The sequence below is a fragment of the Salinispora sp. H7-4 genome, from assembly GCF_013416675.1.
GTDB classification, from domain to species: Bacteria; Actinomycetota; Actinomycetes; order Mycobacteriales; family Micromonosporaceae; genus Micromonospora; species Micromonospora vitiensis.
On sequence record NZ_JABZED010000051.1, the window covers coordinates 34,897 to 48,516 of the forward strand.

Sequence of the window (13,620 nt, forward strand, 5' to 3'; positions counted from 1 at the left end):
CCTTCTGCTTTGGCTGCTGGTCAGCGCTGTTTGGTGTAGGTGACGAACCGGCGCCATGCCGCCGGGCCGAAGGTGAGGGCGGGCCCGGTCGGGTCCTTGGAATCCCGGACACCCACGACACCCGGAAGGTTGTCGGCCACCTCCACGCAGTTCCCGTGGCCCGAGCTCCGGCCGGACTTGCGCCACATCGCGTCACTGAGCCTAGTCATAGTACTTCTCCTTGATCGTGAGTAGGGCTTTCCGGGAGTTGTCGGTGTCCAGCGCCTGCGCGGTCAGCGAATTCCAGGCGTCGGCGTACGCTCGTACCTCCGCTATGCGATCGAGGTAGAGGGCGCCGGACAGCCCCTCATTGTAGACAGTGGTTGGTTCGGCGGGCCGAAGCCCGACTTTGGGGAAGTCCAGGATGACAAAGCTTCCCGAGGTCACCATCTGGCTGAGCTTGCTGCCAAGGGGCATCACCCGCACGGAGATGTTCGGGGCCGTGCTGGCGTCGAGCAGTCGATCGATCTGCGCACGCATCCCGGGCACGTTCTTGTGTAGGAGCGCCTCTTCCAGGACGACGTCCAGGGTTGGGGCGGCGGGCCGCTTTCGGTGCAGCAGGCGCTGCCGCTCGGCGCGTAGTTCCACGAGCTTCGCCACCTCCTCCGGAGGGTTGCCCGGCTCAGTGCGGATGGCCTGCTCGGCGTACGTCGGCGTCTGGAGTAGCCCCGGCACGACAGCATGCTCGTAGGTCCGGATCCGGCTGGCCGCCGACTCCAGCCCGACATACAGCTCGAACCAGTGCGGGATCGTCTCGCCGTAGGAGTGGTACCAGCCCTTGCTCTTCGACTCCTTGGCGAGACTCTTCATGACTTCCGTCATCTCGGCTGACGTTCCATACAGCCGGCACATCTGATCAACGTCCAACACGCGGATGGGCGCCTGCCCCGACTCGATGCGATACATCTTGGCGCGGGACCATTCAAGATCAGCGGCGGCGGCTTCCAGCCCTACGCTGGCCTGTTCCCGTGCCTGTCGAAGCAGCCTGCCAAGTTGCCGCCTCGGCACTGTCGATCCGACGTCGGTCATTGGTGAGGTCTCCCTGTCTCATCCTGATGCGCTGGCCGGCAAAGTCGTGAGATGGCATTTTGCATCATTCCCTAAAAGCATCGTCCTGCATAGAGGTTCTTAGTCCGAGACATTGCATTCGAGATCGATTGCGCTGATCGTGGGCGACAGGGCAGTGGGGATTCCGCCGCCCGGGGTGGAGCAAGCACCGCTGTATGCCTTTCCAACAGGAGCATTCATGAGGACAGCTACTAAACACCTATCACTCGACCGGCTGCCGCAGCGCGCCCGCCGAGCCGCGCCGCCCGACCCGACCCGTGGCGATCAGCTCGCGGTCGTGACCGGATTCGATTCGGAGCAGCGGCTGCTTTCCGGCCGTGTCGTCGGCTGCGCTGGTGTCGGCTGTGTGCGTCCGAGCGAGGACGTGCTTGCGGCCGTGCTGGCCGGGCTACGGAGGTTGTGATGGTCGACGACAACAAGCCTGCCGAGGTGCGGGCCAACCATGATCCGCACGGCGCGCCGCCGTTGGCCGATGGTGATCGGGTACGGCGAGCCGCCCCGTCGGTGCCCACCCCGCCACCGACGACCAGGCAGAAGGCGGTGGCGATCCTCATCGTGGTGATCGTCGTCGCCGCCATCGTGATCGGGGCACTGCGGTGACCGCGCTAGCGCGGATTCGGGCCTCCTGATGGCGAACGAGCGGCACCTGCCGATGCGGCCCTTGTGGGGATGTGACACCTGTCAGGCTGAGTGGCCCTGCCTCTCAGCTCGCCGCGCCCTGCGGGCTGAATACCACGACAACCGCGTCGCGTTGCGGGTCTACCTCGCGGCGCTGATGGCAGAGGCCGACGTGCACCTGTCGCAGGTCCACCGGAACGCGGATCTGCATCGCCGGTTCCTGGCGTGGGTGTAGCCGCGCGGAGGCCAGGTGTCGGCTCCGCCTGAAAACTTCAGCCGGCGTTGACACCAGGCCAGGGCAGGTCAAGCCCGGCGTGCTCGGCGGCGCGCTCGGAAGAATGCGCTGGTGGAATTCTTGTCGTCCCACCAGGCCCAGGGAACGGGGGCCATGTACCGGCCGATCGAGGCGAAGACCGGCGCGGCGTCGGCGTCGCGCCCGGTACGGGCCAGCCCGTAGGCCAGGAAGTTCACGTCCGCGAGCCACTCGCCGTGTCGGCTGGCCGGCTGGTGAAACCAGCGGTGCAACGCGCTATCCAGATCAGACTGCATGGTCGGGTCCAGCCGCCATCGCTGGTCGATCTCCTCAGCGGTGCCACTGTATTCACGATCTTGTTCCCAGAGCGCCCACTCACAGGCAGCTCGCACCGGCAGCAGGTGGAGCGGCGAGCCGGGTGGGGCCGTGGCCGCGACCGACCGCGCGAAGTCGAACATCGCCTCGTGCGAGCCACCCCACTTTCTGCAGTGGGAGGTCAGCTGGGAAACATGCCCGTCTCGATTCCAGGGGTCCCGTCGGATCAGCTCCGCCCACACCTCATCGAGGTCTTCCCGGGGCGCGCTGCGGTCGATCATGATTCGTAGCCGGTGCGCCCACGGGGTGGGGTCCTCGGGCGCGAGGTGCGAGGCCAGGTCGAGGGCCCGTTCGGCCAGGCGCAGGAGGCGGCCGAACTCGGCCCACTGCTCCGGGCGGACGGTGGAGGCCCAATGTCCGCCGCGTATCTTCCAGGCTCGTTCCCGCAACGACCCCGCACGTACGAGCTGGGCATCCGGATCGTCGGGGCACCGTACGGCCCACTGGTCCACCCAGGTCCCCCCGGTATCGATCTGGCCCGTCTGGGGATCGGGCTTTGGGCCCGACCCCTTAACGGTCGACTCCGCCAGTACCTGGACGTACCGCGCCCGTCGGTCGTAGTCGTCTGATGTGGCCTTCAGTGCCTTCCGGGCCGGCTCGATGTTGTCGTCATATCGTGCCTGATCGCATATCTTGCGCAACTCGGTGTCGTCCTGTGCCAGGCGGTAGTCGATCTGAAGGGTCAGCAGTCGCCACAGGGTCAAGATCACGGCGTGATGGTACTGCTGCCGGGGTGTCTGCCACAGGGCTGCAAGGGCTGGCGGAGGTCAACCAAAGCGCTGACCCCGGTCACCGAATCCTACCGGAACCGGACAAACCCGATGGACGATGCGTTGGAGGCCTTCACCATGACCTTTAATAACCGATTCCCATTCGCTGAATCTTACTAGCCAAATCACCGAAAACGCCCTTGACGCGACAGCCCTGGCGGATTTCGTATTAGGAGCTAATGGCAAAGAAAACGTGCTGCAGGAACCCTGGTCTCATGTTTCCTTGGCGGGATGTTTAGAGTGTTGATCACTTTATTGTCGACACGGGGGTTGCCATGTTTGCTGTCCGTGGTCGAGGTGGATGGGCTGACCGTTCTCGCTTGTTGGGCAGGGCGAGGGTAGGGGGCTTGGCTGCGGCGGTGCTGGTGGGGTTGTTGCCGGTGGTGCAGTTGGGTGAGCCGGTGGCGGCGGACCCGGTGGCCGCGCCGGATGGGTCTGTTTCGGTGGCTGGTGTTGGTGTGCCGGAGGCGGATCAGGGGCCGGATCCGGACGATCGGCAGGCGGTGACGGAGCCGTTGCCGGCGGCGGAGTTCCCGGCAGGGGGCGAAGCGGTTCTTGACCTGGAGGGTGGCGCCGCCGACTCGAAGACGTTCGGGCTGACGGTCGAGCGGGCCGAAGGGCCGGCCGGGCTGCGGGTCGAGCGGGCCGAAGAGTCGGCCGAAGAGCCGGCCGGTGTCGGTGCCTTGGACGACAGCGTGGCTGTGGACGAGGTCGACACGGTACGTGTGCGGTGGTTCGACCGGGCAGCGTCGGAGGGGTTGGGTAGCGCGGGTCCTCTGTTCACGTTGCGCCGTGCGGACGGGGGAGCGGCCTCGGGCGCGGTGCGGGTGGAACTTGACTACTCTGCATATGCGCAGGCGTACGGAGGGTCGTTCGCGGATCGGTTGACGTTGGTGCGGTTGCCGGAGTGCGCGGCGACGTTGCCCGAGGTGGCGCAGTGTTCTGCGAGGCCGCAGTGGGTGTCGTCAGTGAACGATCCGGCCGCGGAGACGTTGACGGCGGTGGTGGACGTCGGTGGTGACCTGAGGGGTGCCGGTAGGTTCACGGGCGCGTTCGCGGGTGAATCGGCGGACAGCATGGTGGCCCCGGCAGGTGTTTTCGCGGTGATGGCGTCTGCTTCGGGTGGGTCAACCGGGTCGTACACGGCGACGGATCTGAAGGAATCAGGTTCGTGGCAGGTGGGGGCGAGTGCCGGGTCGTTTTCGTATTCGTACCCGTTGCCGGAGCCGTCGTTGCCGTACGGGCAGACATTGGGGTTGGAGGTGTCCTACAACTCGTCATCGGTGGACGGCATGACGCATGGGACGAACAACCAGTCTGGTCCGGTGGGGTTGGGGTGGACTCTTTCGCCGGGGTTCATCGAGCGGGAATACAAGCCGTGTCCGGCGCATCCGAGTGAGATGTGCTGGGAGTCGCCGGATGACCATGATGGTGAATCCGACACCAACGACCAGGGCTCGGCGTTGATGACGATCTCGCTGCACGGGCAGTCGACGAAGCTTGTGAAGACCACGAGCGGGGTGTGGAAGACCGTTGACGATCTGGGCTGGCGGGTGGAGTTCCTGTCCGGTGGCGCGGAGAACGACGGCTACTGGAAGGTGTGGACGCAGGACGGCACGGAGTACCGGTTCGGGCATGAGCGGGACTCGGTGTGGAAGATGAGCTTCCTGGGGGACGAGGCGGGGGAGCCGTGTCATGGCTCGTACCCGAGTTCGTGTCGGGACCCGTGGCGATGGAACCTGGACCGGGTTTCGGATCCCAACGAAAACGACACGACTTTGGTGTGGAAGCGGGAAACGAACCACTACAAGCGGGCGTTGACCGGGTCGATCCTGGAGTATGACCGTGGCGGCTACCTGGCGGAGGTGCGGTACGCGAAGAATATGAGCGAGGAGGGTGCGATTCCGGTTGGTCGGACGGTGTTCAGCTGGGCGAGCCGGTGCGTGGAGCGCACTGCCGAGGAGGACCCGCTCAACAACACTCCACCGTCCTGTCCGTCGACGTCGTCGAGCCCGTCGTCATATCCGGACGTGCCGACCGACCTTTCCTGTGGGTCGTCTTCGTGCAGCAACTACACCCAGTCGTTTTTCTCGACCCGAATTCTGGACCGGGTCACGTCGTATCAGTGGAACGCGGGTTCGGGTGCGTGGAACAACGTCGGCCGGGTGCAGCTGCGCTACAAGGTGGTCAACCCGCCGGGGTTGACCGACCGGGTGTTCATCCTGGACTACATCCGTCCAGTTGGATTAATCGGCCTGGACACCAACAAGGTTGATCTGCCGCCGGTGAACTTCGACTACGTCGACGGGGTGCAGCCGAACTACCGTGATGGTCGGGTCGACTACGACGAGGCTGGGTTGGGCGTGTCGGCGATGCGGATGCCGCGGCTCCTCGTGGTCCGCAACGGTTTGGGCGGCCGCACCGAGGTCACGTACGGCACGCAGCGACCGTGTCCGCAGGGCGGGTCGAACAAGTCTGGCTACGACACCTGGCACGACGGCAAGGTGGGCGACTGGGACGTCAACACGCAGGACTGCTATCCGATCTTCCATACTCCGCCCGGCGCGGAGGCGGGTTTCGGAATCTTCCACAAGTACCTTGTTAAAAAGGTTGTGGTGAAGGATCAGGTGGGTGATTCCCCGGACCAGGTCACCCAGTACGACTACTCGGTCGGCACGCCGGCGTGGAAGACCCTGCGCAGCCCCCTGATTCCCAACGAGCACGAGACGTGGAACCTGTTCGCCGGCTACGACCAGGTCCGCGTCGTTCAGGGCACCGGCACGGACCCGTCAACGTACACGGTGTCAACGTCGACGTACTTCCGCGGCATGTACCACGACTTCTACGATCCTGGCAGCGGTGGCGGGATCAAGGAAACCAAGATCACCGACTGGGCCGGTAACACCTACCACGACCACTACGCTCGAGCGGGACTGGCGCTGCAAACCCGGCAGTACCGCATGACCACGTACAACGCCAACCCTGCCAAGGCCGGCTACGCCGAGGTCGCCAGCACCCGCTACGACCATGAGATCCAGGGCAGCCTCGACGGCCCCGGCTGGTGGAACCCCCGCCAGGTGAACCCGGGTCTGGAAAACCACCGGGTCCGTCTCGACGACGGCAGCTGGCGGGAAACCTCACAGCGCACCATCTACGACTCCACATACGGGCTGCCGATACGGTTGCAGCAGTACAACCAGGTCGGCGTCGACGACAACACCTGCACCTCGTACACCTACGCCCAGCGCGACGAGCCGAACTCCTGGTATCTGATCGACTACCCGGAACGGGTGGAAACCTGGTCCGGCGACACCTGCGGCTCGGGCACACTGCTGTCCCGCACCGTCACCTTCTACGACTCCTACACCGTCGAGGGCTCCCAGAGACCGTTCGACGGCAACGTCGCCGAGGTTCACACCTACCACGACCCCACCAGCTACGTATCCAGCGGCCGTAGCACCTACGACAACATGGGACGCCTGGTCACCTCGACCGACGCCACCGGGCTGACCACCACCACCAGCTACAGTCCCGCGATCAACTGGCCGGACAACGGCATCACCAGCACCGTCGGTGGCGGGTTCAACCACACCACCACCACGCACATCAGCCGATACACCGGCGAACCATCCAAGCTAATCGATCAAAACGGTAAGGTCACCGAACTGCGCTACGACCCGGTCGGTCGTCTCGCCGAGGTGTATCTACCCGGGCAGGCCAAGTCCTCCGGGGTGCCGTCACTACGGTTCGACTACCACCTCACCTCCAGCGGCATCGGCCAACCCACCGCCGCCGCGCGGATCCGGACCGAGACGCTGCAGTCGCACAACGGCAGCCCCGTCTATCTGAGTTCCTACCAGTACCTCGACGGGCTCGGCCGGGCCAGGGAAAGCCAGCAGCCCGGCCCGAACGGCGGACGGGTCGTCACCGCCACCACCTACGATCCACGCGGCAACATCGCCGCCACCACCCAACCGTTCCACAACAGTGCCGACGCCGGGAACGGACTGGTCAACCCCGACCTCACCACCGTCCCCGCAGTCCAAGAGACCCGCTACGACCACCTCAACCGTCCCACCACCGTGGTGGACAAGAAACTCGGCGCCGGATGGCGGCAGACGACGAACACCTACTACGGCGACCGCAACATGGTCGTCCCGCCGTCCGGAGGCACCAAGACCGTCAGCCACCACGACGTGCGCGGCAACACGACACGCGTAGACCAATACGCCTCAGCCTCCGACCCGGACGCCTACCAGAGCACCACCTACACCTACGACCGGCTCAACCAACTCACCGCCCTCGTCGATCCTGCCGGTAACACATGGACCAGCACCTACGACCTCGCCGGCCGCCTCACCGGCAAGACCGACCCCGACGCCGGTGCCAGCAGCACCCACTACGACACCGTCGGTAGGGTCGCTCACACGATCGACGCCCGCGGCCAAAAGATCTCCACCGAGTACGACGGCATGTCCCGCACCAAAGCCCTCTGGAGCGGCGAGGTCAACACCGGTGAGCGCCTGACCAGCTACCTCTACGACAGCATCGCCAAGGGACAGCCGACGGCCACCACCCGTTGGCACAACGGGAACGCCTACACCACCGCGGTCACCGGATACACCGACCGCTACCAGCCCAGCGGCACCACCGTCACCATCCCCACCGCCGAAGGTGCCCTCGCCGGCACCTACACCAGCAGCACCGCCTACGACCTCACCGGAAAGACCGTCCGGCAGACCCTGCCGGGAATCGGAGGCCTCCCGGCGGAAACCATCACCACCGAATACGACACCAACGGCTACCTCCAATCCACCACCGGCCAGATCGCCGGCGCACCCGACATCCCATACCTCGCTGAGACCGCCTACTACCTCCACGGACCCGTTCACCACACCCTGCACGGCAACCCAGGCAGCCAGATCCGGCGAACCAACACCATCGACACCGGCACCGGTCGACTCGACAACCACGACGTGGCCACCGAAGACCCTGCCACCCCCGGCACCTTCACCAGCCGGTTCACCAACAACTACACCTACGATCCAGCCGGCAACATCACCGCGATCGCCGGCCAAACCGACGGCATCACCGACCAAACCGAATGCTTCACCTACGACCAACTCCGCCGACTCACCCAGGCCTGGACCCAGAACACCGCGACCTGCACCGACCCACAACGCAGCGGTGCTGACCCCTACCACCGCTCCTGGACCTTCGACGACCTCGGCAACCGGCTCACCCAAACCGACCACAACGACACCACCGGCAACACCACCTGGACCTACAACGTCGGCACCAGCCACGGCACCACCGCCCACCAGGTTGCCTCCATCACCGCCACCGGCCCCCAAGCCGAAACCCCCATCCGAGCATTCACCTACGACGACGCCGGCAGCACCCTCACCCGCACCACCCCCACCGGCGACACCCAAAACCTGACCTGGAACCTCGAAGGCCGCCTCGACAACCTCACCGACAACAACGGCACCACCAGCTACATCTACGACGCCGCCGGCAACCGGCTCATCACCCACGCGCCCGACAAAACCACCCTCTACCTCGGCGGCACCGAACTCGAACTCCCCACCGGCAGCACCCAGGCCAACGGCACCCGCTACTACAACGGCAACGCCGTACGCACCACCAGCGGTCTCACCTGGACCATCAACAACCACCAAAACACCAGCCAGATCCAAATCGACGCCGACACCCTCACCACCCAACGCCGCCGCACCATGCCGTACGGCGAAAACCGCACCACCCCACCGACCCCCTGGATCGGCACCAAGGGCTACGTCGGCGGCACCACCGACCCCACCGGCCTGACCCACCTGGGCGCCAGAGAATACGACCCCACCCTCGGCCGCTTCATCAGTGTCGACCCCATCATGGACCTCGCCGACCCTCAACAATGGCACGGCTACGCGTACTCCAATAACAATCCCACCACCTTCAGTGACCCGAGTGGCCTCAAATTTCTCGAGGGGGAACACGAGAGCGACGGCCGGGTCGCCTTCAAATGGCATGGCAAGACCCAAATTAGCGGTAGGCCGCCTTCCCGTCGGAAGAGTCCCAAGACGTCTTTGATCGCTGGGAATGATATCTTTCGACTCACCAAGAATTCGTCGGGTGAGCTGGAGCTGAACGGGGTTCCGATTCCCGCTGGGCCAAGCGAAGACGTGATCATTAATGAGATCGTCAGCTATTGCAATGATCCCCGCGGTGGTGTCGCCAACTGTGAAAATGCTCTCGCATGTTCGTACGTGTACGTCGAGGACTGTGCGGACCAGTGGGCGCATGGCGCTCTCGATGTCATGCGAGGCGCCATGGGCGGTGAATTCGGCGCAGCGTACGACGAGGCCCTTTACGGCACTCTTGAGCAGGCCATACAGGAAGGTTTTATTCGGTATGGCTGGGATAGTGAGGGTCGGCTCGGTGGCGGCAGCTACATGGGTAGACCTTTCCGAGGCTGCGGCCTCCGGAGCTTCGCCGGCGACACCGAGGTGCTACTCGCTGACGGGAGCACCAAGCCGATCAAGGACATCGAGGTCGGCGACCTGGTGTGGGCCACCGATCCCCAAACCGGCTACGAAGGTCCACGCGAGGTAACACATCTCTGGGTCCATGAGGACCAACTGGTCGATCTCAGAGTCGATGGCGGCGACGTCACGACGACCGAGGACCACCCGTTCTGGAACGAAACTGACCGCCAGTGGCAGGACAGTCAGGACCTGGACCCCGGCGACCTACTCCACACCGCTGCCGGCCAGACGCTCGCCGTCGTTGGCCTCGACTGGGTCACCACCCAACGCGGCATGGCCTACAATCTCACCGTCGCCGACATCCACACGTACTATGTTCTCGCGGGTGACACCCCCGTCCTGGTGCACAATACGGGTGGCTGTGACTTTGATCTAGAAGGAATTCAGCACGCTAGGGATCGGCACCTTAAGGATGGCAAGGACTGGGATCCTAATGCGGGTTACTTCGGCAAAGACGAGGACTTCGGAGCTCTTGCTCGGGGCTCGGCTGGCCAAATCGGTATCAGGCAGGAGAACGGAAATATTAAGTATGTCATCAACGCGGGGCGTGTTGTCGGCATAGATAAAGGGAAAGAAACCACTTTCTATACTGTTATTCGCGATCCATATGGCGGCGATCTGGTTACTATGTTCCCGGGGCGGGGGTAGAAATATGGGCACGTCGGTGGTGCTGAAGGACCAGCTAGGGCGGGTTGTTGCGATCGCCGAGCGACCGTACCCACGCCTCGTGGGCTGGCGTGAAAGGGCCGATTTCCCAATGCTTGGCCATATTGATCCTTACGGCAATACGATATATAACCGTGGCCAGATGGAAAGTCTGGCTGCTGAGCTTGACAGGCTCCAAATTAGTAGGCCGGATCTCCTCTCGGAGAACGATGGTTTCGTCCAGGAGCTACGTTCGCTGTGTTCGACTGGTATTCGGAAGCCGCATAGCTACTTGTGGTTTGTTGGCGATTGAGGAGTAGCCGCGAAGTTGGCGGAGTGGTGCTATTGGGGACACCCTCTGGTGCTACTCCGCTGTGCGTTGGCAGTCGCTGAAAGGTGCAACCGTGCGTCGGCGTCGCCGTCAGAGGCATTTGGACATGCATGCAGATAGATGTCACGGGTCTGCGCCATAGTGCGAGGTCACAAGCGCACGGCGTAGTACGGCAGCTGGGGGACTGCGTAGATTTCGGCTCTGTCTCACATTCGGTGGTGATGGAGGGTGCTGGTCAGCCGAGCAGGATTCGATGGCGCAGGAGAGCGAAGCCCGCTCGTCCGTACATCTGTCGCCAGCGGTCGGCGACCTGCAACGCCTCAGGTAGGGCGCGGCGGACCGCTTCGGCGTAGGCGCCCGAGGAGTCCCGGCACACCACCTCGACACCGGGATGCTCACGCAGCCATGTCTCTAACGTGTGGGCCTTGCGGTCGGGCAGCACGTCGATGCGTTCACGGGTGACCGCGTCGATCAGGACGGTGGCGTAACGGCGACGGCGGCACAGCGCGAAGTCGTCGACCCCGAGCACGCGGGGAACCCGCCGCTCGGGCAGCGGAACGCGTAGCAGCGCCCGCAGCGCGGTGTGACGGGACATGACGACCATCGCCAGGACCGACAACAGGCGAGCACCGCCCCGGCCAGCCAGATGACGCACCACCGCAGCGACCTGGGCGCTCAGCCGGGACGTGCGACGCTGGTAACGCTCCAGAACACCCGGAAGCTGTTCCCGGAACGTGCGACGACAGCCCTGCGTCGGGCACACCAGACGCCGCACGCGCACCCGCACCACTACCGGCCGGGCATCGACCGGCACATCCGCCAGAGTCCGCTGGTGATACCCGTGCACCCGGCCCGTCACCGCCTCACAGCCCGGACAGGCCACCGTTCCTCCAGGAGTCCGAGCCCGCACCAGGATCCGCTCGCCCTCGTCCGTGACCTCATCGATCACCAACGGGGACAGCCCCGAGAACACCATCTTCGTAAGATCATCGATCTTGCACACATGACCTCAACGACATCGACCGCCCTCGGTCACCACCGAATGTGAGACAGAGCCGAAAACCGCCACAGTCCCCTACCAGGACGGCGACGCCTGGACGGTGGCCGACGTCTCCCGGCAGAACCTGTCCGTGCTGCTCGGTGCCGGCGGCGCCATCTCCACCACGCGGGATCTCAACGTCTTCTTCGCCGCCCTCAACGGCGGCGCGCTGCTACCCGCCCCGTTGCTGGCCGAGATGCGCAAGCCGGTCGGCCCGATCAACTACGGTCTCGGCGTCTTCGTGCAGGATCTGGGTCCGGCAGGCATCATCTACCACCACAACGGCGGGGCACCCGGCGGCTACGGCGCACTGATGTACAGCACCCCCGACGGCCGCCGGACCATGACCGCCGGGTTGACGACCGGTGACACCGCGACCAACCCGGCCGAAGCCCTTCCCCCGGCTCTGGACAACCTGGTCAGGACAGTCTTCGCCGAATCCACGGCTCGCCCTGATCGGCCTCGGACCCGGTGCGGCCCACCTGAAGCCCCACCGACGGCGCGCTCCGGCAATACGCCGGAGCGCGCCGCCCTTCCGTATCCGCCCCTGCCCACGGCGCGCACGTGCTGCGGTCCCTACTTCTGCCGTTGCTGCGGGGCCTACCTCGTGGTGTCCACAAACGAGGCGATCTCCGGGAGTGGCGGATGGTAGCCGTCTGTGGTGTCGACCTCCAGGAGTGGAGCGTCCAGCGCGACACGATCAAAACTTGCGTGACGAAGCGGGTGGTCAGTGGGGTCCTGCAGGTCGGCGTGGGCGCGGCGGAGCGGATTCGACTCCCATCGCCGTTGAATCCGGGTCCATGCCGTGCTCGCGTCAACCACGCAGTGCACGACCCGAAGCTCCGCGACCTCCCCCAACGGTTGCAGGCCCGGCCGCCAGAGCCGATCCTGGAACGCGGCCTCCGCGACGGTCGTCACCCCGGCGCGAAGCAGCAACTCCAACACGCCGAAGAACGTCGGTAGGGTCCGCAGCGCCAACGCGTCGGCCGCTCCGGCCGTAAACCGGCCGGAGGCGGACGTCGACGCGTGCACCATTCCTTCCTTGATCTCGTCCCGGCAGATCGCCGGAGCGCCGATCGTTTGGGCAAGTGCGTGCGCGAGGGTGGTCTTCCCCGAGCCGGGAGGTCCGCTCACGACGACCAGAGTGGGGCGGGTAGTCACCGTACGGTTATAGCGTTGTCGGCGCTTCGCCTCAGGTTTGTACCCCTGGATCGGAGCTGAGGACGAACGCAGCCACGCCGCACCAGACGACGAGCATCAGTCCGTAGAGGGTGGTGAAGATCCAACCAACCACGACACCAGCGGTGGCCAGCTCTACCCCGCGTTCACCTGTCTGGGCGATCTGGTCCTTGGCCTTCTTGCCAAAGTAGATGCCCAACGGTGGGAACACCATCGCGCCGAAGACCAACGCGAGAATCGCATAGGTGTTGAGTGGCGCAGAATACGGATGGGGCGGATACGGCGGCTGGCCCGGCATCGGGTTCGGCGCCGGCGAGGAGTGCTGAGGCGGCGGTAGGTCTGTCATGTGTTGCCCTCCTGAGGGTGGTGGAGAGTGGGTGCGGGCGGGAAGCAGCTGCAACCGGCCAGTCAGGGTACCTGCCCGTGTCACGGCACGAAGCGGCGTCCAGGGCTGGGCCGGCTACCGGCCCTGCTACACCCCGCGGGCAGGCACCGCGCCACCCGCCTGCCCCGTCGATGAAGGTCATGTCGGGAGGCGGTCCACAGCAGACCCATACACCCTGCTTCTGAGGCGGATCAAACGATAATCATGCCTGAATGGCGCGCGGAGTAGCACCGTAGGGCGGTGGCTGCCGGCGCGGAGATCCTGCTCGAACCCGGAGGTGAAGCCGCACGATTCCTACGAGTTCATCTGCCGTGACCCGCAGGGGCAGGTGTGGACCTTCGCGACTTATCGCACCAGCCTCGGTTGAGGGATC

General features: G+C 64.9%; 9 protein-coding genes and 3 pseudogenes. 6 read left to right on the forward strand and 6 right to left on the reverse strand.

All coding sequences use genetic code 11. The features are described from left to right. Positions 1 to 20: 20 nt before the first annotated feature. Together H0524_RS20215 and H0524_RS20220 are read right to left on the reverse strand one after the other, a co-directional pair. Positions 21 to 209, reverse strand: coding sequence for a DUF397 domain-containing protein (locus tag H0524_RS20215; RefSeq protein ID WP_180200059.1), 189 nt, complete (start codon positions 207 to 209; stop codon positions 21 to 23). Further along, positions 202 to 1,068, reverse strand: coding sequence for a helix-turn-helix transcriptional regulator (locus H0524_RS20220; protein ID WP_180200060.1), 867 nt, complete (start codon positions 1,066 to 1,068; stop codon positions 202 to 204). Before H0524_RS20220 ends, H0524_RS20215 begins: the two co-directional genes overlap by 8 nt. A 217-nt stretch (positions 1,069 to 1,285) precedes the next feature. Here H0524_RS20220 and H0524_RS20225 point away from each other — a divergent pair, with 217 nt between their 5' ends. From H0524_RS20225 to H0524_RS25090, 3 genes are read left to right on the forward strand one after another with little or no spacing between them, the layout of a single operon-like run. Beyond that, on the forward strand, positions 1,286 to 1,510 hold the full coding sequence (locus tag H0524_RS20225) for a hypothetical protein (RefSeq protein WP_180200061.1): 225 nt from the start codon (positions 1,286 to 1,288) through the stop codon (positions 1,508 to 1,510). Then, positions 1,510 to 1,707, forward strand: a complete 198-nt coding sequence (locus tag H0524_RS20230; RefSeq protein ID WP_180200062.1) for a hypothetical protein — start codon at positions 1,510 to 1,512, stop codon at positions 1,705 to 1,707. The genes H0524_RS20225 and H0524_RS20230 overlap by 1 nt, the downstream gene beginning before the upstream one ends. 28 nt (positions 1,708 to 1,735) lie before the next feature. Next, positions 1,736 to 1,960 carry a flavin reductase gene (locus H0524_RS25090; RefSeq protein WP_255436089.1) on the forward strand — a complete coding sequence of 75 codons (225 nt, stop codon included), beginning with the start codon at positions 1,736 to 1,738 and terminating at the stop codon, positions 1,958 to 1,960. A gap of 68 nt (positions 1,961 to 2,028) precedes the next feature. Here H0524_RS25090 and H0524_RS20235 read toward each other — a convergent pair whose 3' ends face one another. Beyond that, on the reverse strand, positions 2,029 to 3,063 hold the full coding sequence (locus H0524_RS20235) for a DUF4034 domain-containing protein (RefSeq protein WP_018728594.1): 1,035 nt from the start codon (positions 3,061 to 3,063) through the stop codon (positions 2,029 to 2,031). 407 nt (positions 3,064 to 3,470) lie between these two features. Here H0524_RS20235 and H0524_RS20240 point away from each other — a divergent pair, with 407 nt between their 5' ends. Then, complete coding sequence (locus tag H0524_RS20240; RefSeq protein ID WP_255436090.1) at positions 3,471 to 10,316, forward strand: RHS repeat-associated core domain-containing protein; 6,846 nt, start codon at positions 3,471 to 3,473, stop codon at positions 10,314 to 10,316. A gap of 602 nt (positions 10,317 to 10,918) precedes the next feature. On the opposite strand, the pseudogene H0524_RS20245 reads toward H0524_RS20240, so the two are convergent. Beyond that, positions 10,919 to 11,620 (reverse strand): annotated as a pseudogene (locus H0524_RS20245) (ISL3 family transposase); the annotation flags it as partial. Positions 11,621 to 11,708: 88 nt separating this feature from the next. Between H0524_RS20245 and H0524_RS20250 the strand changes: the two are divergent. After that, positions 11,709 to 12,335 (forward strand): annotated as a pseudogene (locus tag H0524_RS20250) (serine hydrolase); the annotation flags it as partial. Here H0524_RS20250 and H0524_RS20255 read toward each other — a convergent pair. Both H0524_RS20255 and H0524_RS20260 read right to left on the reverse strand, forming a co-directional pair. Continuing rightward, a complete protein-coding gene (locus H0524_RS20255) occupies positions 12,284 to 12,844 on the reverse strand; it encodes an AAA family ATPase (RefSeq protein WP_309225172.1) in 561 nt (186 codons plus the stop codon). The pseudogene H0524_RS20250 and the gene H0524_RS20255 sit on opposite strands and share 52 nt — an antisense overlap. A gap of 31 nt (positions 12,845 to 12,875) precedes the next feature. After that, the gene (locus tag H0524_RS20260; RefSeq protein ID WP_180200147.1) at positions 12,876 to 13,160 is read right to left on the reverse strand and encodes a DUF4190 domain-containing protein; all 285 of its coding nucleotides are present in this window, start codon (positions 13,158 to 13,160) and stop codon (positions 12,876 to 12,878) included. 315 nt (positions 13,161 to 13,475) lie between these two features. On the opposite strand from H0524_RS20260, the pseudogene H0524_RS25485 reads away from it, so the two are divergent. Beyond that, positions 13,476 to 13,614 (forward strand): annotated as a pseudogene (locus H0524_RS25485) (bleomycin resistance protein); the annotation flags it as partial. Positions 13,615 to 13,620: the final 6 nt, after the last annotated feature.

Bases quoted from the DNA above. Each gene is read 5' to 3' on its own strand.
- H0524_RS20230 (WP_180200062.1), top strand. From the start codon at position 1,510: ATGGTCGACGACAACAAGCCTGCCGAGGTGCGGGCCAACCATGATCCG.
- H0524_RS20225 (WP_180200061.1), top strand. From the start codon at position 1,286: ATGAGGACAGCTACTAAACACCTATCACTCGACCGGCTGCCGCAGCGC.
- H0524_RS25090 (WP_255436089.1), top strand. From the start codon at position 1,736: ATGGCGAACGAGCGGCACCTGCCGATGCGGCCCTTGTGGGGATGTGAC.
- H0524_RS20220 (WP_180200060.1), bottom strand. From the start codon at position 1,068: ATGACCGACGTCGGATCGACAGTGCCGAGGCGGCAACTTGGCAGGCTG.
- H0524_RS20215 (WP_180200059.1), bottom strand. From the start codon at position 209: ATGACTAGGCTCAGTGACGCGATGTGGCGCAAGTCCGGCCGGAGCTCG.
- H0524_RS20260 (WP_180200147.1), bottom strand. From the start codon at position 13,160: ATGCCGGGCCAGCCGCCGTATCCGCCCCATCCGTATTCTGCGCCACTC.